The following is a 26,100-nucleotide window of genomic DNA, read 5'->3' on the forward strand; positions in this document are numbered from 1 at the left end:
AGGTTGGCCGAAGCCGGGGGCATGGTGCTTTAACCCTGCCTGCGCCGCTTCTCCGCCAGCAGCTCCGCGTCGCAGCGCGGGCAGAACTCGTGGTGGCCCGACAGGTAGCCGTGCTTCGGGCAGATCGAGAAGGTCGGCGTGATGGTGATGTAGGGCAGGCGGAACCCCGCCAGCGCCCGTTTCACCAATTGGCGGCAGGCCTCCGGGCTCGACACCGCCTCGCTCATGTAGAGGTGCAGCACGGTGCCGCCGGTGTACTTGCGCTGCAGCGCCTCCTGGCGCGTCAGCGCTTCGAACGGGTCGTCGGTGAAGCCCACCGGCAGCTGGCTGGAGTTGGTGTAGTAGGGCTGCTCGGCCGTGCCGGCCTGCAGGATGTCGGCAAAGCGTTTGCGGTCTTCCTTGGCGAAGCGGTAGGTGGTGCCTTCCGCCGGCGTCGCCTCCAGGTTGTAGAGATGGCCGGTCTGTTCCTGGAACGCCAGCATCTGCTCGCGGATGTGGTCGAGGTAGCGGCAGGCGAAATCGTGTCCCCAGCCGCTGGTGATGTCGTCACTGTCGGCGGTGAAGTTGCGGATCATCTCGTTGATGCCGTTCACCCCCACTGTGCTGAAGTGGTTGCGCAGCGAGCCCAGGAAGCGCTTGGTGTAGGGATAGAGCCCCTCGTCGATCAGGCCCTGCACCACGCGGCGCTTCTCCTCCAGCGTGTCGCGCGCCAGCGCCATCAGGCGGTCGGTTTCCGCCAGCAGGCCGGGCAGGTCGCCCTTGAAACGGTAGCCCAGGCGCGCGCAGTTGAGCGTCACCACGCCCACCGAGCCGGTCTGCTCGGCGCTGCCGAACAGGCCGTTGCCGCGCTTCAACAGTTCGCGCAGGTCGAGCTGCAGGCGGCAGCACATGCTGCGCACCATGTGCGGCTCGAGGTCGGAGTTCACGAAGTTCTGGAAGTAGGGCAGGCCGTACTTGGCGGTCATCGCGAACAACAGATCGGTGTTCTCGCCGTACCAGTCGAAATCCTTGGTGATGTTGTAGGTCGGGATCGGGAAGGTGAACACCCGCCCCTTGGCGTCGCCCTCCAGCATCACCTCGATGTAGGCGCGGTTGATCAGCGCCATCTCGCGCGCGCAGTCGCCGTAGGTGAACGGCATCTCTTCGCCACCGATCAGCGGGATCTGCTCGCGCAGGTCTTCCGGGCACAGCCAGTCGAAGGTGAGGTTGGTGAACGGCGTCTGCGTGCCCCAGCGGCTCGGCACGTTGAGGTTGTAGATCAGCTCCTGGATGCACTGCTTGACCTGCTCGTAGGAGAGCCCGTCCTTTTTCACGAACGGTGCCAGGTAGGTGTCGAAGGAACTGAACGCCTGCGCGCCGGCCCACTCGTTCTGCAGCGTGCCGAGGAAATTGACGATCTGGCCGCAGGCCGACGACAGGTGGCGCGGCGGCTGCGATTCCACCTTGCCCGGCACGCCGTTGAAACCCATCTGCAGCAAGGTGCGCAGCGACCAGCCGGCGCAGTAGCCGGAGAGCATGTCCAGATCGTGGATGTGGAAGTCGCCCTCGCGGTGCGCGCGGGCGGCCTCGGCGCTGAATACCTTGGCGAGCCAGTAGTTGGCGGTCACCTTGCCGGCCACGTTGAGAATCAGCCCGCCCAAGCTATAGCCCTGGTTGGCGTTGGCTTGCACGCGCCAGTCGGCGCGGCTCAGGTATTCGTCGATGGCGGCGACGGCGTCGACCGGGGCGACAGGGTGGTCAGAAAGGCGGGCTGCTTCAGTCATGGCTCAACATATGGTGTTTGTTTCGTTGAGGTGCACTATAAATGGTGGAATGACGCTCGGGTGCGCGATGCGGGAATCCCTTGACGTGGATCAAGCGGTAAACCGCATCATGTTGTGTCGATGAAATGAAAAAGGCACAGCATGCTGTGCCTTTTGGGGTGTGACCGGTAGGGCGGGTGGGGCGGAGCGCAAGCCATCGCCGCCGAGGCGAATCGATGGGGTCCGGCATTGACTGCACAAGGTCGCGCAGCGTTGCGAAGGAAGAATACCTTCACCCATCCGACAGCCAGGAAATGTGGAGTAGACCCATTTTAGTAGGCGAGCGAGCCAAAGCCGGTTGAGTGCCGCCAGCGCACAGGACGCGGAATGGACATGTAGTCCATGAGGATTCCGTATCGCTGAGCGAATCTCTGAGGGAGATTCGCACGCAGTACTGCCGGCACTCTTAAGGCGTAGCCGCCTAATGAAACGGGGCTTCAGCGCTCGGCGTAGACGAAGCGTTTCCCCGTCTTGTCGAAGGCGTACACCTTGTACGCCACCTTGCCCATGCCCTCCATGCCCGGGCTGCCCGGCGGCATGCCGGGCACGGCGAGGCCGACGAGGTTCTTCGGCTTGTCGTGCAGCACCTTCTGTACCAGGTCGGCCGGCACGTGGCCTTCGAAGGTGTAGCCGCCGATGCGCGCGGTATGGCAGGCGCCCATGTCCGAGGGGACGCCGAAGCGCGAACGCACGCTGGCGAGTTCGCGGCTCGGCTCCACCTGCAGCGTGATGCCCTTGCCTTGCAGGTGCTCGGCCCAGGCCGTGCAGCAGCCGCAGTTGGGGTCCTTGTACAGCGTGCCCTGGGCGGCCAGAGCGTGGCCGGAGAAGATCAGTGCGCCGATCACGGCGAGTCGTTGCGGAGTATTCATGGTCGATAGCTGTCCTGAGAGGGAGAACCTGGCGGCTCGGTGGCGGGCCGCCGCGTGCGGGATTCGCTTGCCTGCTCAGGCGACCGGGGGGCGGGTGGCCACCGGCGGGATGAACTGCGCCTCCCCGCCGCGTTCGTGTCCCACCTGCACCGCCCCGGGCGAGACCCGCCGTACTTCTCCGACATCGGCATGGGCAGCTGTTGCGTAAAAATGACAGCACGCTGGCGCATCGGATGGCAGCGCCCGGTGGCGGCAGCCGGCGTCAGCCGCCGCCATGCAGGGTGCGGCGGTGCTGCCATGGCACGCCTTTGGCGGTGCGCTTTGCGCCAGGGTGGAGAGCGGCAAGGCCAGCCACACGGTCAGCACCAGCAGCAGCAAGGGGCGGAGGAAGTTCATGCAGTAATCGTAGCGCAGGTGAGGTGTGCCGGGCTTGAGCTGGCACAAATCATTTCAATCTTCATTGTTTTCAAAGAATGGTGTAACCTTTTTAAAGAAATACCCAATCAATTTTCGTCAGCCCCTCAGCTCGACGCCGGACGATCCCGCCCGGGGCCCGCAGGGGCCGGCCCTACCATGGAATCCGTAGCGCATGGATACCTTGAAGGCACTGATGGTCTTTATGACCACCGCCGAAAACGGCAGTTTCTCCGACGCGGCGCGCAAGCTCGGCGTCTCTCCCGCCGCCATCAGCCAGAGTATCGCCCGGCTCGAACAGGAACTGGAAGTCCGCCTGTTCAACCGCACCACGCGCCAGCTGACGCTGACCGAGGACGGCCGGCGCTTCTACGCGCAATGTCGCGGCCCGGTGAACAATCTGGACGCGGCCATCAACCAGCTCAAGGCGAGCCGCGACGAGCCGGCCGGGCACCTGCGCATCAGCCTGCCCAACTCCTTCGGCCGGCACTTCATCCTGCCGCTGATGGGCGAGTTTTGCCAGCGTCACCCCAAGATCCGCGTGTTCTTCGGCCTCGACGACCATTTCAGCGACCTGATCGAGGACGGCTACGACGTCGGCGTGCGCGTCGGCATGATGCCGGACTCGCGCCTCTCGGCGCGCCACCTGGCGCAACTGCCGCTCTACACCGTGGCGGCGCCCGAATACTGGAGCAAGAACGGCCGTCCGCAGAAACCCGACGACCTGGCCAACCACAACTGCATCAACTACCAGTTCCCGACCTCCGGCCGACTGTGCAAGTGGGAGTTCGAGCGCGACGGCGAGCGTATCCCGCTCGAGGTCAACGGCATCTATACCCTGAACGACATCGAGGCGGTGTGCGAAATGGCGCGCCTGGGCTTCGGCGTGGCGCAGGTGCCGGGTCACGAGGCAATGCCCTACCTGCGCAGCGGCGAACTGGAGGCGGTGCTGACCGACTTCATCTCGCTGGAACGTTCGATCTACATCTGCTTCCCGCACCGCGAGCACATCGCCCCGCGCACCCGGGTCTTCGTCGACTATGTGGCGGAGAAACTGGCCGAACATCCCGACATCGTCGCCGATCTCCCCGGCCTGGACCTGACCGCCAAGCGCGAGGCGGCGCAGCACTGAGCCGACGCGCCAGCCCGATCGCACGCCCGGCCTGGCCGGGCTTTTTTCTGCCCGTGGCCAACGGCCAAGCCCGCATTGTCGAGTATTTTCGACGCGTGTATCGTGATGACAGGCGGGTGGCCCTTCCTCGGCCCGTCCGGAAAACGATTGCAACAGGTGCACCATGGACCGTCCTCTCGAACACCCCCACTCCTACTACGCCGCCTCACGCAACCCGGCGCCGGATCGTCCCGTACTGCGCGGCGCGCATCACTGCGACGTGTGTGTGATCGGGGCCGGCTACACCGGCCTGTCGGCGGCGTTGCACCTGGCCGAGCACGGCTACCGGGTCATGGTACTGGAGGCGGCGCGGGTCGGCTGGGGCGCCTCCGGACGCAATGGCGGGCAGATCGTCAACAGCTACAGCCGCGACCTGGACGTGATCGAGCGCCGCCACGGCAAGGCCGCCGCCGCCGCGCTGGGGAGTATGGCGTTCGAGGGCGGCAGCATCATCCGCGAGCGGGTCGCCAAGTACGGCATCCGGTGCGACCTGAAGCAGGGTAATGTGTTCGCCGCCTTGACCGGCAAGCAGCTCGATGAACTGGAGGCCAAGCAGCGTTTGTGGGAGCGCTTCGGCCACACCGGACTGCGGCTCATCGACCAGGCCGGCATGAAGGATATCGTCGGCACCGCGCAGTACGTCGGCGCGCTGCTCGACAACTGGGGCGGCCACCTCCACCCGCTCAACCTGGCCTTGGGCGAGGCGGCGGCGCTGGAGTCGCTGGGCGGGCAGATTTTCGAGCAGTCGGCGGTGCTGAGCGTGGAGCGTGCGGAGCCAGCCGTGGTGCGTACCGCCGAAGGCCAGGTGAGCGCGCGTTTCGTGATCGTGGCGGGCAACGCCTACCTCGGCAATCTGCTGCCCGAGTTGGCCGAAAAGACGCTGCCGTGCGGCACCCAGGTGATCACCACCGAGCCGCTGCCGGCCGAGCTGGCGCGTGCGCTGTTGCCGGGCGACCACTGCGTCGAGGACTGCAATTTCCTGCTGGATTACTACCGCCTGACCGCCGACAAGCGCCTGCTGTACGGCGGCGGCACGGTGTACGGCGCACGCGACCCGGGCGAGATCGTGCGCCTGATCCGCCCCAAGATGCTCAAGACTTTCCCGCAGCTGGAAGACGTCAAGATCGAGTTCGGCTGGACCGGCAACTTCTCGCTGACGCTGTCGCGCCTGCCGCAGGCCGGCCGCCTCGGCAACAACATCTACTACTCGCAGGGCTGCAGCGGCCACGGCGTGACCTACACCCATCTCGCCGGCCGCCTGCTGTCGGAGGCGATTCGCGGCCAGAGCGAACGCTTCGACGCCTTCGCCCGTCTGCCGCATTACCCCTTCCCGGGCGGGCGGCTGTTCCGCGTGCCGATGCTGACGATGGGGGCATGGTATTACAGCCTGCGCGACCGGCTCGGGATGTGACGCCGCGCTGCCGTGGCCTGCCCGGCACGCGGCCAGGCCTGTGCGAGCCGTGTGGCGCGCGGCATGGCAGGCCGCCGAACCCCTGAGGCGCGGACAGGTCCTTCCGAAGCCCTGGGGTAGGTCGTCAGCGCCGGTCGAAACGTGCCGCCAACTCCCCCGGTGTCATCGGCTTGGCGATGGAGTGGCCCTGCGCCGCCGGGATACCCAGCGCCTGCAGCAGCTCGCGCTGGGCCGGGGTCTCGACGCCGGCGGCCAGGAGCCGGATGCCCAGCGCCCGCGTGAGCTGCGCGGTGGCCGTGATGATGGCCTGATCGCGCGGTGAGTCGGCCAGGGTCTTGATCAGCGCCTGTCCGATCTTCAGCGTGCTGATCGGGAAGCGGCGCAGGATGGCGAGTTCGCCCAGTTCGCTGCCGAAGTCGTCCAGCGCCAGCCGTAGTCCCATCATGCCCAGGCAGTGCAGGTTTTCGATGACCTTGGTGTTGTGCTGGTCGAGCGCTGCTTCGTGGAACTCCAGCTCGATCAGTGCTGGCGGAATGCCGTAGTGTTTCAGCATGTAGTCCAGTTTGCCGGGCAGCTTGTCGTCGGCCAGCTGGCGGGCCGACAGGTTGATCGAGAGCGGGCAGGCGCTGTCGAGCCAGCCCTCCACCAGCCAGGCCGCCCGCTGGCGACAGGCCAGTTCGATACTGCGCTCGCCAAACGCCATGATCAGGCCGCTTTCTTCCAGCAGCGGCAGGAAGGCCCCCGCTGGCTGCACCGGCTGTCCCGGCGGCTGCCAGCGCAGCAGCGCCTCGATCCCGACCAGCCGCCCGTTGTGCAGGTCCTGTTGCGGCTGGTAGAGCAGGAACAGCTGCTGCTCGGCGAGCGCCTGCCGCAGCTGCTGCTCGCGGCGCAGCCGTTCCTGGACGCGCTGGTTCATTTCCGTGGTGAAGAAGTGGTAGAGGTGGTGCCCCTCTTCCTTGGCGCGGTACATCGCCACGTCGGCGGCCTCGATTAGGCTGGTGACAGTGCGGCCGCAGTCAGGGTAGGTGGCAATGCCGATGCTGGCCCGGACCGTGAGGGTATCGTCGTCGATCTGCAACGGTGGCTCCAGTGCCGCAATGATGCGCTGGGCGCTGTAGGCGGCGCGGTCGGGGCTTTCCAGCTGTTCCAGGATGATGATGAACTCGTCGCCGCCGAGCCGAGCGATGTGGTCCTCGCGGCGCAGGCAACCGCGCAGCCGCTCGGCCACCTGCTGCAGCACGATGTCGCCGACTTTGTGGCCGAGACGGTCGTTGATTTCCTTGAAACGGTCGAGGTCGAGAAACAGCAGTCCCAGCCCCTGGTGCGAGCGCTCGGCGTGGCTCAGCACTTTTTCCAGCATGATGGTGAAGCCGTTGCGGTTGAGCAGCCCGGTCAGGTAGTCGGTCAGGGCTTGCTGGCGCAACTGGCTCTCGGTTTCCAGCTGCTGGCGGATGTCGCGGAAGATCACCACCAGTCCCTGTTGCTGCCCGCCCATCGGCGAACAGCGCAGCGATACCGGCAGTGGCGGCCGACCCGGCGGGTACAGCATGGTTTCCTCGTGCAGCACTTCGACATTGTCGCGGCAGGCGATGGCGAACGGGCTGCTGTCCCAGTCGGTTGCCCGGTCGCTCTCGTGGAACAGCTGCTGTATCGGGTAGCCGACCAGGTGTTCGGCCGACATGCCGAGCAGGTTCTGGGTGGCGGGGTTGGCGAAGCGGACGATGCCATCGGGGCTGACGCCGATGACGCCCTCGCCGGCGGAGCTCAGCAGCGATTGGTAGTAGTCGCGCTGTTCATCGAGCCGCTGGTAGGCGCTCAGCAGCTGCCGTTTCTGCTGGTCGTACTCCAGCAGGAGGCGCACCTTGCTGCGCAGCGTCAGCGGATCGAACGGCTTGACCAGGTAGTCGATGGCGCCGCAGCTGTAGCCGCGCTGGATGTCCTGTTCTTCGCACATCGCCGCCGTGATGAACAGGATCGGGGTGCTGCGGGTCTGGCGCCGGCCGCGGATCAGCATCGCCACTTCGTAGCCGTCCATGCCGGGCATCGAGACGTCGAGCAGGATGACCGATACCGGCTGGGTGAGCAGGTACTTGAGTGCCTCCTCCCCCGAGCCGAGCGACACCACCTGGCAGGGCAGGGGCTCCAGTACCACTTCGATGACACGCAGATTGACCGCCTTGTCGTCGATCGACAGCACGACCGGCAGTCGTTCCGACTTGGCGGCGGCGGCGGGGGTTCCGGTATCGTGGCGGGGGGCGATCAGGTCTGCGTGAGCCATTGGTCGATCATCCTAAGCAGTTCCTTGCTGTCTACCGGCTTGGGCAGGTAGTCGTTGGTGCCGGCTTGCAGGCATTTGGCCTTGTCGTCCTTCATCGCGTAGGCGGTGACCGCGATGATCGGCCGCTCGAAACGTAGTTCGTTGCGCAGGCGGCGGGTGGTTTCATAGCCGTCCAGCACCGGCATTGCCATGTCCATTAGCACGAGCTGAATGCCCGGGTTCTGTTCGATCTGGGCCAGGGCTTCTTCGCCGTTGATGGCCGTCAGCACGTTGAACTGGCGCTCTTCCAGTACGCTGCTCATGGCGTAGATGTTGCGGATGTCGTCGTCCACCAGCAGTAGCGTGGTGCGCTCCCAGTTTGCGGCGTTGCCCGCCGCGGCCTTGCCTGCCGGATCGGACACCTGATCGAGGAAGGTGCGGATGGCGTGCGACAGCTTGAGTTCGTTGGCGGCGCCCTTGGTGAGCACCACGGCGCTGTATTCGTTCATCGCCTGCAGGGTGTCGCGGTCGAGATCCATGCCGGTGTTGATGATGATGCGCAGCTGGCTGAGGCCGGGCTGGCTGCTGATCCACTGCAGCAGCTCGAAGCCGCTGCCGCCGGGCAGGTTGAGGTCGATCACGGCGCAGGCGAACGTCTGCTGCAGCAGCAGGTTCTTGGCCTCGAGCACGTTGCCGCAGCACTGCGGCGTGCCGCCCAGCTGTTCGATCAGGGCCTGGTAGTGCTCCCGTTCCACCAGGTTGTCTTCGACCAGCAGCACCTGTCCCGGACGGTGGCCGAGCTCGGCGTGCAGTTCGCGGAACACCCGCGCCAGGGTGCTCTGGTCGACCGGCTTGACCAGGTAGTCCTGGATGTCGAGCTGCTCGTGCAGCTCGCTGCGATCGAGACAGGAGATGATGTGGACCGGGGCATGCCGCGTGGCGGGGGTGCCCCGCACCTGGCGCAGCAGCTCCCAGCCGTTCATGTCGGGCAACAGGATGTCGAGGATGAAGGCAGCCGGCGGGCGCTGGCGCATTTCCTGCAAGGCCTCGATGCCGGTGCTGGCGATGCGCGTCTTGAAGCCCGACTCCATCGCCTTGTTCATGATGATGCGCGCGAATTGCTGGTCGTCTTCCACCACCAGCACGTCGCTGCGGCTGCTGGCCTTGGCTGGAGGGATCACGACATGCGGTTCCGGCGGCAGCGTGACTTCCTTCACGCCACCGCCGGCCGGATGCACCGGCAGGTACAGCACGAAGGTGCTGCCGAGCCCGAGTTCGCTGCGCACGTCGATCGTGCCGCCCAGGAGGTGGGCCAGCTGGCGCGAGATGCTGAGCCCGAGGCCGCTGCCGCCGAATTGGCGTTTGCTGCCCTGTTCGAGCTGTTCGAAGGCCTCGAAGATGCGGTCCAGCTTGTCGGACGGCATGCCGCAGCCGGTATCGGTCACGGCCATGGCCAGGGTGTGTTGCGGCAGGCTGTCCATGCCGGGCGGCACGCTCTGTGGCTGGTAGACGCGCAGGTGCACCGAGCCGTGGTCGGTGAACTTGAAGGCATTCGACAGCAGGTTTTTCAGGATCTGGAACAGCCGTGTGGCGTCGGTGATCAACACGTCGCCGGCACTGTCTTCCTTGGTGGTCTGGAACGTCAGCTGGCGGTTTTCCGCCACCGGCAGAAAATTCTGGCGCAGCGTGGTGATCAGGTCGTTCACCAGCACCTTTTCGCGGTTGAGCGTCATGCGTCCGGCTTCGATCTTGGACAGGTCGAGAATGTCGTTGATCAGCGCCAGCAGGTCCTTGCCGGAGCGGTTGATGATGGTGGCGTGCTCCACCTGCTTGGCGGTGAGGTTGCCCTGGCGGTTTTCCGCCAGCTGGTCGGCGAGGATCAGGATGCTGTTGAGCGGGGTGCGCAGCTCGTGCGACATGGTGGCCAGGAATTCGGTCTTGTAGCGGTTGGCGCGCGAGATCTGCTCGGCCTGTTCGCGCAGGCGCAGCTCGGAGAGCTTGCGTTCGGAGATGTCGATGATGGAGCACACCGTCTGCACGCCTTCCTCGGTGAGCATGGTGGAGAGCCCGATCTCGACCGGGATTTCCCTCCCGTCCTTGCACAGCGCGAACAGCTCGCGCCCTTCGCCCATCTGGCGCGGCTTGGAGTCGGCCTTGAAGGCCTGGCGCAGCATCGGGTGATGCTTGCGGAAGCGTTCCGGCAGCAGCATCTCGATGGTCTTGCCCTGCAGCTCTTCCGGCGAGTAGCCGAAATAGCGCACGGCGGCGGGGTTGCTCATGGTGATGAAGCCCTGCTGATCCACCGCCAGCATGGCGTTGGGCGCCGACCGGATCACGGCGCGGAAGTGTTCTTCGCGTTTCTTGGCGGCGGCGGCGCTGGCGTCGCTGATGGCGGCTTCGCGGCGGCGGGCGAACAGGATGCTGCCGATGAACACGCTCAGCAGCAGGCTGGCCAGGAGGCCCAGGCCCATCACCCACAGGTAGCGCGTGCTGGCCACGCTGCGATCGAGTTCGGGGGCGCTGGCGATGTCGAGCAGCCAGGGGTGGCCACCCAGCCGGTAGTGGCGTTGCACATGGTAGCGGCCGGTGTTCTGGCGTCCGGTGTCGTACATCAGGCTGGCGGGGGTGGCCTCGTTGCCGTCGTAGATGCGCAGGTTCAGCTGGGGCGCGCCAGCGCCGAAAATGCCCAGCATCAGGTCGCCCATGCGGAAGGTGGCGAATACCCAGCCCTGCAACGCGGCGCGGCGCGCCTCGACGCTGCCCTGCGCGGCGCCCTTGCGGTATACCGGCCAGTACATCAGGAAGATGTTGGGATCTTTCGAGTTGTTCTGCAGCAGCGGCACGACCTTGCCGGTCACGGCCGGCGCGCCGCTGTCGAGCGCCTGGTCCATGGCGTTGCGCCGTGTCGTTTCGGTATACATGTCGAGGCCCAGCGCGGTTTCGTTGCGCGGCGTCGGGGGGTAGAGGTAGCGGATGGCGGTGTAGCCGGCGCGCGGGGAGTCCGGATGCAGACGGAAACCCGGCCGCTCCTGCTGCATGCGGCTCAGGTAGGGCGGCAGCTCGGCCGGGGTAAGCCGGTCCACGTAGCCGAGAGACGCCAGGCCGGGGTAGTGCTGGTTCAGCTGCAGCGTGGCGAGATAGTCGTTGAATTCTTGCCGGCTGACGTCGCCGCTGGCCTGGAACAGGCCGACCACGCCGTGCAGCACCAGGTGGTAGGACTGCATGCGCTCGTTGATGGCGGCTTCGACCTGGCCGGCCTGGTGATCGAAACGCTGGCGGGCGAGGTTGTCGTCCTGGCGGGCGATCAGGTTGGCGACCAGCAGTGAACTGCCGGCCGTCAGGAAGAACAGCAGGGCAACGGGGAGCAGGATGCCGCGCAGCATTCCCGGGTCGGGCAGCAGGCCGGTGAGTCGCTTCAGAAAAGGCATGGCGCACCTCATGTCCGGGCCGCGCAGTGTCCGCTGCGCCGTTGGCCGTGGTCGGATCCGGGAGAGGGGGGGCGCGGGGACACTTCCCCCTCGCGAGCCGGGCATGCTTTGAGCATAGCAAGGCGAGGCATTTTAACCAGTGATTGTTTCTCTGGCGTGTGCGCGGGAGGGGGCGAGACGCCGCCGTCAGCGGCGTCTCCGGGGGAGATGGGCCAGGCTCAGCTCGCCATGAAGCGCGCGAGCGGGGTTTCGTGCCAGTCGACGCTGTCGAGCAGGTTCTTGACGATGAGGCCGAGCTCGGTGTCGCCTTCGATGCTCAGCTTGCGGTTGAAGAACAGCGTGTCCGGGTCTTCCTCGCGCAGCATCATGCGCGCGAAGTCGGCGACGTTGGCCGACAGGCGCAGGTCGGGCTCGCCGGGCTGGCGGTCGAGGAGGAAGCGGCGGCTGTCGGCGGCGAAGCGCAGGCTCACGCCGGCGTCGACGAGGCGCACCTCGAAGCGACGCTCGGCCAGGAGTTCCATGTCGGCGGGCAGCACGCCGCGCTTGACCAGCTGGTTGAGGCTGGTCACCAGAAGCCAGGCCGGCGGGGTGGCCGGAAGCCGGCCCAGCAGGCGGGCGAGACGGGTGGGGACGGTCAGTTCAGGCACGCGCATGATCGGCTCCCTGGGTGTTGACGATGCCGGGCTGGCCCAGCCAGTAACCGTCGACCAGCGGGTCCCGGCTCTTTGCCGCGAGCCCGGAGAGCAGCTCGCCGGCGGCGGCTTGGCCGTCGATGACGGCACGGAACGCCTGCACCACCTCGGCGCAGTGCTGTGCCTGCGGGCTGACGCGCACCGCGGTGACGCCGGCGGCGGCCATGCCCGCCAGGTGCGGCAGCAGCGACTGGCAGCCGGCCGACATGGTCTGGATGCCGTTGATGGTGAGGAAATCCTGACCGTCGCGCGTGGTCAGCGTGAGGCCGTCCGGGTGGTCGAGGCAGCGGAACTGGCAGTCGTCCTTGTTGAGGTTGTAATGGCGCGCGGTGAAGCAGCGCGCCGAGAACGCCAGCGGCAGCTTGCCCCAGGCGAACACTTCGGTCTCGATCGCCGGGGCGTGTTGCAGCACCTCGGCCAGCGTGGCGCGGTCCATTTCCACCGGCGGCAGCCAGCGGTAGGCGCCGAGGCGTTGCATCAGCGCCAGCGTCTCGCCGTTATAGATGTTGAGGTGCGGGCCGGCGACGAAGGGCAGGCGCTGCTCGCGCGCCAGCCGTGCCGCGCCGAGGTCGTTGGCCTCGATGCGCACGCGGCCGTTGTCGATCAGCTTCCTGAGGCGCTTGAGGTCGGATTCGCTCTCCAGGAGCGCCTGGCTCGACAGCACGGCTTCCTTGCCGGCGTCGGCCAGGTCGTGCGCCAGGCCGATCCAGTCCTGGGTGCGCAGCTGCTGGCGGCGCGAGCACACCACTTCGCCCAGGTAGATGGTGTCGACCGGCCAGGCCGCGGCCTCGCTGTAGAAGTTGAAGATTTCGTCGCGCGACCAGAAGAACAGCACCGGTCCGAGGGTGAGCTTGAGATTCAGGGAGGTCATGGTCGTCGGTTCCATCATTTCCACGGGCGGTTGTAGGCGCCCAGCGTCTGCTGCTGGCCTTCCGACAGCCGGCCCAGTTCCTGTTGCCAGGCCGGACGCACGCTGAAGCGTTGCGCTTCGCGCCCGGCGGCGTCGAGCGCGGCGCGCAGCGTGCGCGTCACCTGGCTGACGTAGGCGGGGCTGCGCTGGCGGCCTTCGACCTTGATCGCCGCCACGCCGATATCGATGATCTGCGGCAGCATGGCCATCACGTTGAGGCTGGTGGGTTCTTCCAGCGCGTAGTAGGTGTCGCCCTGCACCGCGAAGCGGCCCTTGCACAGCGTCGGGTAGCCGGCCGGTTCGTCCTTGCCGTACTGGTCGATCAGCACGCCGCCCAGGCGCGCGTCGAGCGAGGCCTCGCCGTGCTCCCAGCGCACGTGCTTGGCGGGCGAGCACACGCCGTGGGTGTTGGGGGATTCGCCGGTGGCGTAGGACGACAGCAGGCAGCGGCCCTCCACCATCACGCACAGGCTGCCGAAGCCGAACACCTCGATCTCGACGTCGGTGTGCTCGATGACGTGGCGCACCTGGTCGAGCGTCAGCACGCGCGGCAGCACGGCGCGGCGGATGCCGAACAGCTCGCGCGCCAGGTTGACGGCTTCGTAGTTGGTGGCCGAGCCCTGCACCGACAGGTGCAAGCGCAGCTCGGGGTGGCGGCGCACGGCGTAGTCCATCAGGCCGAGGTCGGCCAGGATCACGGCGTCGACGCCGAGGTCGGCGGCCTCGTCGATGGCGCGGTGCCAGCGCGACACGTTGCCGCCCTGGGCGTAGGTGTTGATCGCCATCAGCACCTTGCGACCGCGCGCGCGGGCGTAGTCGATGCCGGCGCGGGCGCTCTTGTCGTCGAAGTTGAGCCCGGCGAAGTTGCGGGCGTTGGTGTCGTTCTTCAGGCCGAAGTAGACGGTATCGGCGCCGTTGTCGACCGCCGCCTTGAGGGCGGGGAGACTGCCGGCGGGGCACACCAGTTCGGGCAGGATCATGATCGGTTAACGCCAGGAAACGTAAACCGGGGGACAGTAGCAGAGCAGGGCGGCGGGGCCATTGCTCTGGGTCAAGCTTCGGCCAAGAACCTGTCCCATCAGGCGGCTGCGCCTTTGCATCTTGAGCGCCGGCAGTGCGCGGAATCCTCATGTACTTTGTGTACATTCCGGTTCCTGTGCGCTGGCGACACTCAACCTGCTTTGGCTCGCTCGCCTACTGGCACAGGTTCTAGCCTTTACCGAGTTTGACTTGGGTCGTCCGAAGCCGCGGGAGTTATAGCGGCCAGATCATCTTGGTCTTGGCGATCAGCACGATCCACAGCACGGTGGCGAGCGCGGCGGCGAAGGCCGTGGTGCGGATGGCCTTGGTGCGGCCGCGCTTGAGGGCCACGGTGCCGAGCCCGATGTAGACCAGCAGCAGCACGATCTTGGCCATCAGCCAGTCCTGCTGGGTGGGCAGGAAGTGGGCGAGTACGGCGAGCGTGATGCCCAGCGTCAGCAGCAGGGTGTCGACCACGTGAGGCAGGATGCGCAGCGGCTTGGCGCGCAGCAGCGGCGAATCGGCCAGCATCAGCCCTCCGCGCACGGTGAACAGCAGGATGGAGAGGTAGGCGCAGCCCATGTGGGCGTGCTTGATGAAGGTGTAGGTCGGCATGTTTTTTCCCGCATGAGGCGGCGCTGCCCTGGCATCTTGAGTGTTGGCGGTACTGCGCGCAAATCCATCGTAGCGATTTGCTCAGCGATCAGGAATCCTCATGGACTCGGTGTCCATTCCGGTTCCTGTGCGTCGGCGGCACTCAAGCGGCTTTGGCTCGCTCGCCTACTGGAATGAGGTTCTGGTGACTGCGTTGTGACGCAGTGACGGAGCGGCGGTTCCCGGATGGTACACTGAATACCTTCTTTTCCAAGCATCCGTCATCGCCATGCTGCACCTCTACCAGTCCAACCGCCTTGAAGCGCTGGGGGAACTGTTCACCGGCATGAGCCGTGCCATGCCCCTGTCCGACCCGTTCCAGCCGGAGACGGTGCTGGTGCAGAGCCGCGGCATGGGGCGCTGGCTGACGCTGGAGCTGGCCGGGCGCGCCGGCATCGCCGCCAACCTCGACTTCGTGCTGCCGGCGGCCTTCGCCTGGCGCCTGATGCAGGCGGTGCTGCCGGGGCTGCCGCGCAAGTCGTCGTTCGCGCCCGAGGTGCTGCAGTGGCGGCTGCTGGAACTGTTGCCGACCTTGCACGGCGCGCCGTTCACGCCGCTGGTGCGCTACCTGGAGGGCGGCGAGGCGGCGGGCTTCGAGCTGGCCGGCAAGATCGCCGACATCTTCGACCAGTACCTGGTGTTCCGCCCTGACTGGATCCGCGCCTGGGAGCGCGGCGAGCTGTTGGACCTCGGCGAGGACGAGGCGTGGCAGGCCGCGTTGTGGCAAAGGTTGGCCGAAGCCGACCCGGGGCGCCACCGCGTGCGCCTGCTCGACGACTTCCTCGGCGGGCTGCGCCCGGAGCACCTGCCGGAGCGCGTCAGCCTGTTCGGCATTGCCAGCCTGGCGCCGATGTACCTGGCCATGATCAAGCGCCTGGCGGCGCTGACCGATGTCTGCGTGTTCCTGCTCAACCCGTGCGAGGCCTACTGGGGCGACATCGTCGACGCGCGCGGCCAGCTCAAGCTGTTCCAGCAGGGCATGGCGGCGCACGACGACCACCCGCTGCTGGCCTCGCTCGGCAAGCAGGGGCGCGACTTCTTCGACCAGATCGCCGAGGAGATGCCCGAGGGCCACCCGCTGTTCCTCGAACCGCACGGCGACACCCTGCTGGCACGGCTGCAGCGCGACATCCTGACGCTGACCCCGCCCGGCGCGGCGCCCGCACCGCCGGCCCCCGGCGACCGCTCGATCGAGCTCAACGCCGTGCACAGCCCGATGCGCGAGCTGGAGGTGCTGAAGGACCGCCTCTTGGCGCGCTTCGCCGCCGACCCGACGCTGACCCCGGCCGACGTCGCGGTGCTGACGCCGGACATCAACGCCTACGCGCCCTACATCGACGCGGTTTTTGGCCAACGTGACGACGCGCCCAACATCCCCTACACCATCGCCGACCGCCGCATCGAGCGCGAGGAGCCGCTGTTGGCCACCTTCGCCGCGGTGCTGCAGCTGGCCGACTCGCGTTTCGGCGCCGACGCGGTGCTGGCGCTGTTGGACTGCGACGCGCTGCTGGCGCGCTTCGGCCTTGCCGACGCCGAGGTGCCGCTGCTGCAGCAATGGGTGCGCGAATCCGGCATCCGCTGGGGGCGCGACGCTGCGCACAAGGCGGCGCTCGGGCTGCCGGCCGATCCGCTCTACACCTGGCGCTGGGGGCTCGACCGCCTGCTGCTGGGCACGGTGCTGCCGCCTGCGCTGGCGGGCGACGCCTCGCCCTTGTTCGGCGGCCTGCTGCCGGCGGCCGGCGCGGAAGGGCAACTGGCCGAGACGCTGGCGCGCTTCGGCCAACTGTTCGACGTGCTCGACGGCTGCGCGCGCGCCTGGGCCGAGCCGGCCAGCCCCGCCGTCTGGCGCACGCGGCTGCAAGGGGCGGTCGAGGCGCTGTTCGCCGTGGACGAGGCTGGCGAAGCGGCGCTGACGCTGCTGTTCGACGCCCTGGCCGAACTCGCCGAGGACGCCCAACTCGCCGCCTTCGACGCCCCGGTCGGGCTCGCGGTGGTGCGCGACTGGCTGACGCGGCGCCTGACGCTGTCGGCCCCCTCCGGCTTTCTCGCCGGCGGCGTCACCTTCTGCGCCATGGTGCCGATGCGCTCGATCCCGTTCCGCGTGCTGTGCCTGATCGGCATGAACGACGGCGCCTACCCGCGCGACGAGCGCCCGGTCAGCTTCGACCTGGTGGCGCGCCACCCGCGCCGCGGCGACCGCTCGCGCCGTTTCGACGACCGCTACCTGTTCCTCGAGGCGCTGCTGTCGGCGCGCGAGGCGCTCTACCTGTCCTGGGTCGGGCGCTCGGTACGCACCGACGAGCCGCTGCCGCCGTCGCCGCTGGTGGCCGAGCTGCTCGACACCCTGGCGAAAATGGCCGGCTGCGCTGTCGAGGTGGTGCAGCACCCGCTGCAGCCGTTCGCGCGCGCCGCCTTCGACGGCAGCGATCCGCGCCGCCACAGCTTCGAGCCGAGCTACGCCGCCGCGCTCGCCGCCCCGCGCCACGAGCCGGCGCCGTTCGCCGTGGCGCTGCCGGGCGGCGACGCCACGGTGCTGCGCCTCGACGAGCTGCTGCGCTTCTGGCGCCACCCGGCGCGCGCCTGGCTCGCCGACCGGCTCGGCGTCAAGCTCGCCGGCAGCGCCGAGGACGTGCCGGTGCGCGAGCCGTTCACCGTCGAGCGCGACACGCGCGAGACGCTGCGGCGCGAGCTGGTCGGTGCGCTGCTGGCGTCGCGTCCGCTGGCCCCGGTCAAGGACAAGCTGGTCGGCGCCGGCCTGCTGCCGCCGGCGGCGCTGGGGCAGGCCTGGCTCGCCGAGGAAACCACCGCCAGCGTGCGCTTCGCGCGGCGCCTGCCGCCGGAACTGGCGCAGCCGCTGCGCGCGCCGGAGAGCATCGAACTGACCCTGGACGGCGTGACGCTGGTGGGCGAACTGTCCGGCCTGCGCGACGCCGGCCTGCTGCGCGTGGTGGCGCGCAAGGCCTACGCCGGCGAGCTGATCGAGCTGTGGCTGAGCCATCTGGTATTGTGTGCGGCACGCCCGGCCGGGGTGGCGCCGTACTCGGCCTTGTACGACGAGGAAGGGGTGCACGAACTCTGCGACGAGCCCGACGCCGCCGAGCTGCTGCGGCCATGGCTGGCACGCTGGCAGCAGGGTCAGAGCCAGCCGCTGCCGTTCTTCGCCCGCACCAGCTGGGCCTACGCCAGGAGCCTGGCCGAGAAGCCGGACCAGCCCGAGGCCGCGCTCGCCAAGGCGCTGGCGGAGTGGGACCCGGCCTACGACGGCAAGACCCCGCAGAAGGACGAGGCGGCGATCCGCCTCGCCTTCCGCCATCTCGACCCGCTGGCCGATCCGCTGTTCGCGCAGCTGGCCGACACCCTGCTGCTGCCGCTGGCCGAACGCCTGCTGGGCGTGGCGGAAGGAGACCAAGCATGATCGCCCAGCCCCTCGACGCGCTGCACTGCGTGCTCTCCGGCGTCAACCTGATCGAAGCCTCGGCCGGCACCGGCAAGACCTGGACCATCGCCGCGCTCTATACCCGCCTGTTGCTGGAAGAGCGCGACGGCGCGCCGCCGCCGTCGATCGAACAGATCCTGGTGGTGACCTACACCAAGGCCGCCACCGCCGAGCTGCGCGAGCGGCTGCGCCATCGCCTGGCGGAACTGGCCGCGGTGCTCGACGGCACGCCGACGCGCGACGGTTTCCTGCTGGCCATGGCGCAGCGTTTTGCCGAACCGGCCGCGCGCGAACTGGCGCGCCAGCGCCTCACCGCCGCCATCACCGGTTTCGACGCCGCCGCCATCTATACCATTCACGGCTTCTGCCAGCGCGTGCTGACCGACGCCGCCTTCGAGAGCGGCCAGACCTTCACCGCCGAACTGATCGCCGACGACGCCGAACGCCTGACCGAGGTGGTGGACGACTTCTGGCGCCGCCGCGTGGTGGCCGACGCACTGCTGGCGCGCGTGCTGGCCGAGGCCGGCGAGACCCCGGACAGCTGGCTCGCCCAAGTGCGCCCCTTCCTTGCCAAGCCCTACCTGCGCAACCTGGCGCCGGCGCTGACGCCGCTGGCCGACTCGCTCGCCGCGGCCGACGCCGCCTGGCAGCGCCTGGCCGGCGACGCCGAGCTGGTGCGGGGCGGCCTCGAGCTGCTCGCCGCCACCGAGGGCTTCAAGGCCAATATCTACGGCCCGGCGCAGCAGCAGACGCTGGTACGGCGGCTGCGGCAATGGACCGCCGACAGCGGCCTGCCGCTGCTCTCGGGCGACGACCGCAAGCGGCTCGACAAGCTCACCCCACCCGCGCTCGCCAAGGGCATGAAGAAGGGCTACGCCGCGCCGTCGCACCCGCTGTTCGACGCCGTGGCCGCCTGGCTCGGCGCCTGGGACGCGCACCTGGCCAACGTCGCCGCGCACGTCGCCGCGCTCAAGCTGGAGCTGATCGCCTGGGTCGACGCCGAACTGGCGCGGCGCCGCGCCAGCGAACGCACGCGCAGCTTCGACGACCTGCTGACCGACCTCGCCGCCGCGCTGGAACACCCGGACAGCGGCCCGTTGCTGGCTGAGCACGTGGCGCGCAGCTTCAAGGTGGCGCTGATCGACGAATTCCAGGACACCGACCCGGTGCAGTACAGCATCTTCCGCGCCTGCTTCGTCGGGCGCGACTGCCCGCTGTTCCTGGTCGGCGACCCCAAGCAGGCGATCTACAGCTTCCGCGGCGCCGACATCTTCGCCTACCTCAGCGCGCGCGACGACGCCGCCTCCCACTACACCCTCGACACCAACCGCCGCTCGGCCGAACCGCTGGTGGCGGCGGTGAACGCGCTGTTCGCGCGCGAGCAGCCGTTCGTGCTGGCCGACATCGATTACCCGGCGGTGCGTGCCGCGCCGTCTTCCGGCTGGCGCCTGGAGGTGGACGACGGCCGCGCGCCACTCACCTTCCAGTGGCTGGATTTTGCCGCCACACCCAAGGGCGCCAGCAAGCAGCTAGCCATGGACAACGCCGCCGAAGCCAGCGCCGACGAGATCGTGCGCCTGTTGACCCTGGCCGGCGAGGGCAGGGCGCGGCTGGTCGGCGAGCAGCGCGAGCGTGCTCTGGTCGGCGGCGACATCGCGGTGCTGGTCGCCACCCACCGCCAGGGCGAGCGCGTGCGCCAGGCATGTCCGAGCGCGGCGTGCCCAGCGTGGCGCTGACCCAGGAGAGCGTGTTCGCCAGCGCCGAGGCGCAGGACCTGCTGGCGCTGCTGCGCGCCTGGGCCGAGCCGGCCAGCGAGGGACGCTTGCGCAGCGCGCTCGCCAGCGAGCTGTTCGGGCTCGACGCCGCCCGGCTGCTGGCGCGCGTCGACGACGAGCCGGCCTGGGAAGCGCAGCTCGCCGCCAACGCCGAGGACCACCGGCGCTGGCGCGAACACGGCTTCATGGCGGCGTGGCGCGGCTTCTTCGGGCGCGAAAGGTTGGCCGAAAGGTTGCTGCCGCTGCCCGACGGCGAGCGCCGCCTCACCAACCTCGCCCACCTCGCCGAGCTGCTGCAACGCGAGAGCGAGGAGCGCCAGGGCATGGCGCCGCTGCTGGCCTGGTTCGAGGGCCGCGTGGCCGATCCGCCCGGCGGCGAGGAGGCGCTGCTGCGCCTGGAGAGCGACGCCGCACTGGTCAAGATCGTCACCATCCACACCTCCAAGGGCCTGCAGTACCCGGTGGTGTTCTGCCCCTTCCTGTGGGACGGCAAGCTCGACGCCAAGGACCCCGCGTTCTGGCGCTTCCGCCGCGACGGCGCCTCGTGGCTGGCGCCCGACAGCGTCGCCGGCGACGACGTGCGCCTGCTCGCCCGCAGCGAAACCCTGGCGGAAAAGCTGCGCCTGCTGTACGTGGCGCTGACGCGCGCCCAGTACCGGCAGTACCTGGCCTGGGGCTGGGTGCAGGGCATGGCCACCGCGGCGCTGTCGTGGCTGCTGCACGGCCGCGACAGCCACACCCTGCCCGAGCTGGAGCAGCTCGCCCTCAACCCGGCCACGCTGGAGGCCGACCTGGCGACGCTGCTCGCCGCGCACGCCGGCGAGATCGGCCGCCTCGACGCCAGTCCGCTCACGCTGCGCCTGGCGCCGCCGGAACACGCCGAGGCCGCGCTCGCCGCGCAGCCCTTCACGCGCAAGCTCTACACGCCGTGGCGCGTCGCCAGCTTCACCTCGCTCACCGCCGCGGCGCACGCCGCGCCGGCCCAGGCCGAGGCGCCCGACCACGACCGCGGCGCGCTGACGTTGGCCGAAGAAGACGCGGCGCGCCTCGACCGCTTCGCCTTCCCGCGTGGCGCGCGCGCCGGCACCTGCCTGCATGCCATGCTGGAACGTGTCGATTTCGCCGCGGACGACGACACGCTGCGCGCCGCCGCCGTCGAGCAACTGGAACGCGCCGGCTTCGCCCTGCACTGGCAGGACGCCGCGCTCGACATGCTGCGCCGCACGCTCGCGGTGCCGCTGGACGACGGCGTGCGCCTCGCCGACGTGCCGGCAGGACGGCGCCTGGTGGAGCTGGAATTCACCCTGCCGGTGGAGCGCCTCGACGTCGCGGCGCTGGTCGGCGTGCTGACCGACCCGGCCAACGGCCTCGCCGCGCCCCTGCGCGACGCCGCCGCCGCGCTCGACTTCTACCGCGTGGTCGGCTACCTCAAGGGCTTCATCGATCTGGTGTGCGAGGCGAACGGGCGCTGGTACCTGGTCGATTACAAGTCCAACCACCTCGGCCACGACGCCGCCTACCACCGCGAGGCCTTGCTGGCCTCGGTGGCGCGCGAACACTATTACCTGCAATACCTGCTCTACTGCGTGGCGCTCAGGCGCTACCTCGCGGTGCGCGGCCTCGATTTCGGTCAATGTTTCGGCGGCGTGCGCTACCTCTACCTGCGCGGGCTCACCGCGGAGGGCGGCGGGGTGTGGCGCGATCTGCCGGGCGAGCGGCTGATAGAACGACTGGACGCGCTGTTCGCCTGAGCGCATAGGAAGAAAAGGAAAACCATCACATGTTCGAATCGGCGGAAATCGGCCACAGCATCGACAAGGACAGCTACAAGGCGGCGCTGCCGGCCCTGCGCGAGGCGCTGCTCGACGTGCAGTACGAACTCAAGGAAAAGGGCGACTTCCCGGTGCTGGTGCTGATCCACGGCATCGACGGCGCCGGGCGCGGCGAGACGCTCAACCTGCTCAACGAGTGGCTCGATCCGCGCCTGATCGACACCGTGGCCTTCGACCAGCCCAACGACGAGGCGCGCGCGCGGCCGTGGATGTGGCGTTACTGGCGCGAGCTGCCGCCCAAGGGGCGGCTCGGCATCTTCTTCGGCTCCTACTACTCGGACGCGATGTTCGACTATCTCGACGGCAACAGCAGCAAGGACCGCTTCGACCGCCAGATCTCCGAGGTGCAGCGCCTCGAGCACATGCTCGCCAACGACGGCACGCTGATCATCAAGTTCTGGTTCCACCTGACGCGCGAGCAGCAGAAGAAGCGGCTGAAGACGCTGGAGAAAGACCCGGCCACCGCCTGGCGCGTCAGCCCCGGCGACTGGCAGCACTACGAGCAGTACGCGGAGATCAGGAAGAGCGCCGAGCACATGATCCGGCTGTCCAACACCGCCTACGCGCCGTGGGTGATGATCGACGGCCAGGATGCCAATTACCGCAGCCTCACCGTGGGCCAGGTGCTACTGGCCGCGCTGCGCCAGCGCCTGCAGCTCGACCACCCCTACCTGGCGCGCAGCGAGAGCGCGCCGATCGTGCCGCCGCTCGACAACAAGCTGCTGTTGGAGACGCTGGCGCTCGACCAGGCGCTGTCCAAGGACGAGTACCTGGTGAAGCTGGAAGAGCTGCAGGGCCGCCTCAACCGCCTGACGCGCCATCCGCGCTTTGCCCACCACTCGTTGGTGCTGGTGTTCGAGGGCAACGACGCGGCGGGCAAGGGCGGCAGCATCCGCCGCATCACCCAGGCGCTCGACGCGCGCCGCTACCGCGTGGTGCCGGTGGCCGCGCCCACCGAGGAAGAACGCGCCCAGCCCTGGCTGTGGCGTTTCTGGCGCCACGTGCCGGGCAAGGGCCGCAGCACCATCTTCGACCGCAGCTGGTACGGTCGCGTGCTGGTGGAACGGGTCGAGGGCTTCGCCGCCGAAGCCGACTGGATGCGCGCCTACTACGAGATCAACGACTTCGAGCACCAGTTGGCCGAAAACGGCGCCATCGTGCTCAAGTTCTGGCTCGCCATCAGCCCGGAGGAGCAGCTCAAGCGCTTCCAGGCGCGCGAGGAAACCGGCTTCAAGCGCTTCAAGATCACCGACGAGGACTGGCGCAACCGCCAGCGCTGGGACGACTACAAGCGCGCGGTGTGCGACATGATCGACCACACCAGCACCAGCCAGGCGCCGTGGACGCTGGTGGAGGCCAACAACAAGTACTTCGCCCGCCTGAAGGTGCTGCGTACCGTGTGCGACGCGCTGGAAGCGCGTCTGGAAAACGGCAAGCAGGGCAAGGGCGGCGGCAAGAACGGCGAGCACAAGAACGGCAACGACAAACCCGAGCACGACTGACGCCCCATGACCCCGACTCCGCCCGACAATCCGCTTGCCGCCCAGCTGCTGCCGCTGTTCGCCCGGCTCGACCCCGCCGCCGGCGCCGAGCTGGCGGCGCTGGTGGAGCAGCTCGCCGCCGCCAACCAGGCCGGCCACGTCTGCCTGCCGTTGGGCGCGCGCGCCGCCCGCCTGCCGGCCTCGCCGCTGGTGGGGCGGCCCGGCGACTACGCGCCGCTGATCCTCGATGCGGCCGGCCGGCTCTATTTCGCGCGCCACTGGCACGACGAGGAGCGCCTGGCGCGCCGTCTCGCCGCGCTCGCGGCGGCACCCTTCGACGTCGACGCGGCGCGCCTCGCCGCCGTGCTGGCGCGGCTGTTCCCGGCCGCCGACCCGGCGCAGCCGGACCGCCAGAAGCTGGCCGCGGCGCTGGCGCTGCGGCAACGCCTGGTGGTGATCTCCGGCGGCCCCGGCACCGGCAAGACCACCACCGTGGTGCGCCTCTTGGCGGCGCTGGCCGAACTGTCGCCGCGCCCGCTGGCGATGGCGATGGCGGCCCCCACCGGCAAGGCGGCGGCGCGCCTGACCGAATCGGTGCAGGGGGCCAGCGCGCAGCTCGCGCTCGACGGCGCGGTGCGGCGCCAGTTGCCCGACAGCGCGCAGACGCTGCACCGCCTGCTGGGCCTGCGCCCCGGGCTCGCCACGCCGCGCCACCACGCCGGCCATCCCTTGCCGCTCGACGTGCTGGTGGTGGACGAGGCGTCGATGATCGACCTCGCGCTGATGGCCAAGACGCTCGACGCGCTGCCGCCGCACGCGCGATTGATCCTGCTGGGCGACCGCGACCAGCTCGCCTCGGTCGACCCCGGCGCGGTGCTGGGCGAGCTGTGCCAGACGGTGAGCTACCGCCCGGACACGCTGGTCTGGCTCGCCCAGGCGTGCGGCGTGCTGCCGGAAGGGCTCGCCACCGTGCCGCACGCGCTGGCCGACAGCGTGGTGCTGCTGACGCACAGCCACCGCTTCGCCGCCGACAGCGGCATCGGCGCGCTGGCGCGCGCGGTCAATGCCGGCGACGCCGCCCGGGCGCTCGCCGTGCTCGACGACGCCGCCTGTCCCGACGTTGCCTGGCAGCCCGGCGATCTGGCCGAGGGGCTGTGGCAGGCGCGCCAGGGCTACTTCGCCGCGGTCGCCGCCGGCGCCGCGCCGTCCGAGCTGCAACGCGAGTTCGGCCGCTTCATGGTGCTGGCGGCGGAGCGGCGCCAGGTCGACGCCTGCAACCGCGCCGTCGAGGCGCGGCTGGAAGCCGCCGGGCGCAAGTCGCCGGAGCGCGACAACTATCCCGGCCGGCCGCTGATGATCACCGAGAATGACTACGGCATCGGCCTGTTCAACGGCGACATCGGCTTCACGGTGCAGCGCGCCGACGGCCTGCGCGTGGCTTTTCCCAGCGCCGACGGCGGCTGGCGCGAGATCGCGCCGGGGCGGCTGCCGGCGCACCAGACGGTGTTCGCCATGACCGTGCACAAGAGTCAGGGTTCGGAGTTCGAGCGCGTCTGGCTGGCGCTGCCCGAGGCGGCTTCGGCCAACCTCAACCGCGCCCTGGTCTACACCGCGATCACGCGCGCGCGCCGCGAGTTCGCGGTGCAGGGCAGCGCCGCGGTGTGGAGCGCCGCGCTGGAGCGCGCGCCCGAGCGCGCCTCCGGCTTGGCCGAGCGCCTCGCCGAGGGCTGAGGCCGGAGCCGGCGGAGGAGGGGGCGCCATGGTGCGGTCGTAACGGGCGCGCGTCCTCCTGAGACGCACGCCCTGCAGGTGGCGATGCGGCAAGGGGAGGGTCCGGTGTATCGGGTCGGCGTCGCTACGCGTCGAACCGTGCAGAAATCCGAGCCAACTGCTTGAAACTTCCGTAACATGGCGGGCTGTTTCGACCATAACAGCGTCATGGAGGACCCATGCAAGTGGAAGCCGTGCTGGACTACCTGTCCGGCGTCACCCGCTACGACCGATCGGCCTTTACCGAACTCGCCATCGACGGCGAGGTGCTGGGCAGCGTCAACGCCGCCTGGTGCGAACGCCTGCTCGCCAGCGAGGCGGCGCTGTTCGTCGCCAGCGAGCGCGGCCTGTCCTGTACCCTGGCGGGCGACTACGCCCACTTCAGCCGCGAACTCGCCGCCGCGGCGCAGCGCTGGCAGCAGGCCGGCTGGCTCAACGGCTGGCGCAACGAGAACTTCACCGCGTTCCGCCTCGACGGCACCCCGCTGTTCGAACTGGAGCGCGCCGCCTTCCGCCCGCTCGGCCTCACCAGCCGCGCGGTCCATCTCAACGGCCTGGTGCGAGGCGCCGACGGCACGCTGCGCATGTGGATCGGCCGGCGCAGCCCGGACAAGGCGGTCGACCCCAACCGCATGGACAACCTGATGGGCGGCGGCATTGCCGCCGGCGAGTCGATCGCGCTGGCGCTGGAGCGCGAGGGCTGGGAAGAGGCCGGCATCCCGGCCGACCGCCTGGAACTGCTGCGTCCCGCCACCTGTCTCCTGGCCGAGCGCCCGGTGCAGCGCGGCCTGCACCGCGAATGGCTGTACACCTTCGACCTGTGGCTGAACGAAGGCGAAATCCCCTGTAACCAGGACGGCGAGGTGGCCGAGCATGTGCTGCTCGATCTCGCCGAGGTGGAGCAGCTGATCGTCGACCAGCGCTTCATGATCGACGCCGCGCTGGTGACCATCGACTGCCTGAGCCGGCTGGGCTACTGGGGCGAGCAGAGCGCCCGCGTCGAGGCAGCGCTGGCCGAACTGCGCTATCCGCTCTGATTCCCCGCGCGTTTCGACCCGACAGGCAGGCTCGTGAGCCTGCCTTTTTTGCGTTCACTGCGCAGGATCGGTGGCGGCACGTTTCCTGCACAACGCGGCGCCGCCTTGCCCAATCCGTGCCGCCCCCCGGCGTCGATGGGG

17 protein-coding genes are annotated in these 26,100 nt (G+C 68.9%); 8 read left to right on the forward strand and 9 right to left on the reverse strand.

Annotated elements, in window-relative coordinates; all coding sequences use genetic code 11:
* Nucleotides 1–29 precede the first annotated feature (29 nt).
* The 3 genes from FURADRAFT_RS01760 to FURADRAFT_RS01770 form a co-directional block, all read right to left on the reverse strand.
* Nucleotides 30–1,763: a ribonucleoside triphosphate reductase gene (locus FURADRAFT_RS01760; protein WP_008952379.1), complete on the reverse strand. Its 1,734-nt coding sequence runs from the start codon at nt 1,761–1,763 to the stop codon at nt 30–32.
* A gap of 476 nt (nt 1,764–2,239) precedes the next feature.
* Nucleotides 2,240–2,671: a DUF411 domain-containing protein gene (locus FURADRAFT_RS01765; RefSeq protein ID WP_008952380.1), complete on the reverse strand. Its 432-nt coding sequence runs from the start codon at nt 2,669–2,671 to the stop codon at nt 2,240–2,242.
* A 75-nt stretch (nt 2,672–2,746) separates the two neighbouring features.
* Entirely contained in the window at nt 2,747–3,067 is a 321-nt protein-coding gene (locus FURADRAFT_RS01770; RefSeq protein ID WP_150104982.1) for a hypothetical protein, read from the reverse strand.
* 193 nt (nt 3,068–3,260) lie between these two features.
* On the opposite strand from FURADRAFT_RS01770, the gene FURADRAFT_RS01775 reads away from it, so the two are divergent.
* Nucleotides 3,261–4,217 (forward strand): LysR family transcriptional regulator, encoded by a 957-nt coding sequence (locus FURADRAFT_RS01775; RefSeq protein WP_008952381.1) that lies wholly within the window; start codon nt 3,261–3,263, stop codon nt 4,215–4,217.
* 163 nt (nt 4,218–4,380) lie between these two features.
* On the forward strand, nt 4,381–5,667 hold the full coding sequence (locus FURADRAFT_RS01780) for an NAD(P)/FAD-dependent oxidoreductase (RefSeq protein WP_008952382.1): 1,287 nt from the start codon (nt 4,381–4,383) through the stop codon (nt 5,665–5,667).
* A 124-nt stretch (nt 5,668–5,791) separates the two neighbouring features.
* On the opposite strand, the gene FURADRAFT_RS01785 is transcribed toward FURADRAFT_RS01780, so the two are convergent.
* From FURADRAFT_RS01785 to FURADRAFT_RS01810, 6 genes are all read right to left on the reverse strand, one after another.
* Nucleotides 5,792–7,945 carry a GGDEF/EAL domain-containing response regulator gene (locus FURADRAFT_RS01785; RefSeq protein ID WP_008952383.1) on the reverse strand — a complete coding sequence of 718 codons (2,154 nt, stop codon included), beginning with the start codon at nt 7,943–7,945 and terminating at the stop codon, nt 5,792–5,794.
* Nucleotides 7,927–11,352 (reverse strand): CHASE domain-containing protein, encoded by a 3,426-nt coding sequence (locus FURADRAFT_RS01790; RefSeq protein WP_008952384.1) that lies wholly within the window; start codon nt 11,350–11,352, stop codon nt 7,927–7,929. Before FURADRAFT_RS01790 ends, FURADRAFT_RS01785 begins: the two co-directional genes overlap by 19 nt.
* Nucleotides 11,353–11,570: 218 nt before the next feature.
* On the reverse strand, nt 11,571–12,005 hold the full coding sequence (gene ubiT / locus FURADRAFT_RS01795) for a ubiquinone anaerobic biosynthesis accessory factor UbiT (RefSeq protein ID WP_008952385.1): 435 nt from the start codon (nt 12,003–12,005) through the stop codon (nt 11,571–11,573).
* Nucleotides 11,992–12,915, reverse strand: a complete 924-nt coding sequence (locus FURADRAFT_RS01800; RefSeq protein ID WP_201441906.1) for a U32 family peptidase — start codon at nt 12,913–12,915, stop codon at nt 11,992–11,994. The genes ubiT and FURADRAFT_RS01800 overlap by 14 nt, the downstream gene beginning before the upstream one ends.
* Before the next feature lie 14 nt (nt 12,916–12,929).
* Nucleotides 12,930–13,937: a ubiquinone anaerobic biosynthesis protein UbiU gene (ubiU, locus tag FURADRAFT_RS01805; protein ID WP_086007369.1), complete on the reverse strand. Its 1,008-nt coding sequence runs from the start codon at nt 13,935–13,937 to the stop codon at nt 12,930–12,932.
* 271 nt (nt 13,938–14,208) lie between these two features.
* Nucleotides 14,209–14,589, reverse strand: a complete 381-nt coding sequence (locus FURADRAFT_RS01810; protein WP_008952388.1) for a SirB2 family protein — start codon at nt 14,587–14,589, stop codon at nt 14,209–14,211.
* 268 nt (nt 14,590–14,857) lie between these two features.
* On the opposite strand from FURADRAFT_RS01810, the gene recC reads away from it, so the two are divergent.
* From recC to FURADRAFT_RS01835, 6 genes are all read left to right on the forward strand, one after another.
* The gene (gene recC, locus FURADRAFT_RS01815) at nt 14,858–18,043 is read left to right on the forward strand and encodes an exodeoxyribonuclease V subunit gamma (RefSeq protein ID WP_008952389.1); all 3,186 of its coding nucleotides are present in this window, start codon (nt 14,858–14,860) and stop codon (nt 18,041–18,043) included.
* On the forward strand, nt 18,040–19,800 hold the full coding sequence (locus FURADRAFT_RS20895) for a UvrD-helicase domain-containing protein (protein ID WP_008952390.1): 1,761 nt from the start codon (nt 18,040–18,042) through the stop codon (nt 19,798–19,800). Before recC ends, FURADRAFT_RS20895 begins: the two co-directional genes overlap by 4 nt.
* Complete coding sequence (locus tag FURADRAFT_RS20900; RefSeq protein ID WP_008952391.1) at nt 19,767–21,590, forward strand: 3'-5' exonuclease; 1,824 nt, start codon at nt 19,767–19,769, stop codon at nt 21,588–21,590. Before FURADRAFT_RS20895 ends, FURADRAFT_RS20900 begins: the two co-directional genes overlap by 34 nt.
* A gap of 29 nt (nt 21,591–21,619) precedes the next feature.
* The gene (gene pap / locus FURADRAFT_RS01825) at nt 21,620–23,173 is read left to right on the forward strand and encodes a polyphosphate:AMP phosphotransferase (RefSeq protein WP_008952392.1); all 1,554 of its coding nucleotides are present in this window, start codon (nt 21,620–21,622) and stop codon (nt 23,171–23,173) included.
* A 6-nt stretch (nt 23,174–23,179) separates the two neighbouring features.
* Entirely contained in the window at nt 23,180–24,883 is a 1,704-nt protein-coding gene (gene recD, locus FURADRAFT_RS01830) for an exodeoxyribonuclease V subunit alpha (RefSeq protein ID WP_008952393.1), read from the forward strand.
* Between the two features lie 218 nt (nt 24,884–25,101).
* Nucleotides 25,102–25,959 carry an NUDIX hydrolase gene (locus FURADRAFT_RS01835; protein WP_008952394.1) on the forward strand — a complete coding sequence of 286 codons (858 nt, stop codon included), beginning with the start codon at nt 25,102–25,104 and terminating at the stop codon, nt 25,957–25,959.
* Nucleotides 25,960–26,100: the final 141 nt, after the last annotated feature.

Origin of the sequence: Pseudogulbenkiania ferrooxidans 2002 (assembly GCF_000174355.1) — a bacterium.
In the GTDB taxonomy this organism is placed as follows: domain Bacteria; phylum Pseudomonadota; class Gammaproteobacteria; order Burkholderiales; family Chromobacteriaceae; genus Pseudogulbenkiania; species Pseudogulbenkiania ferrooxidans.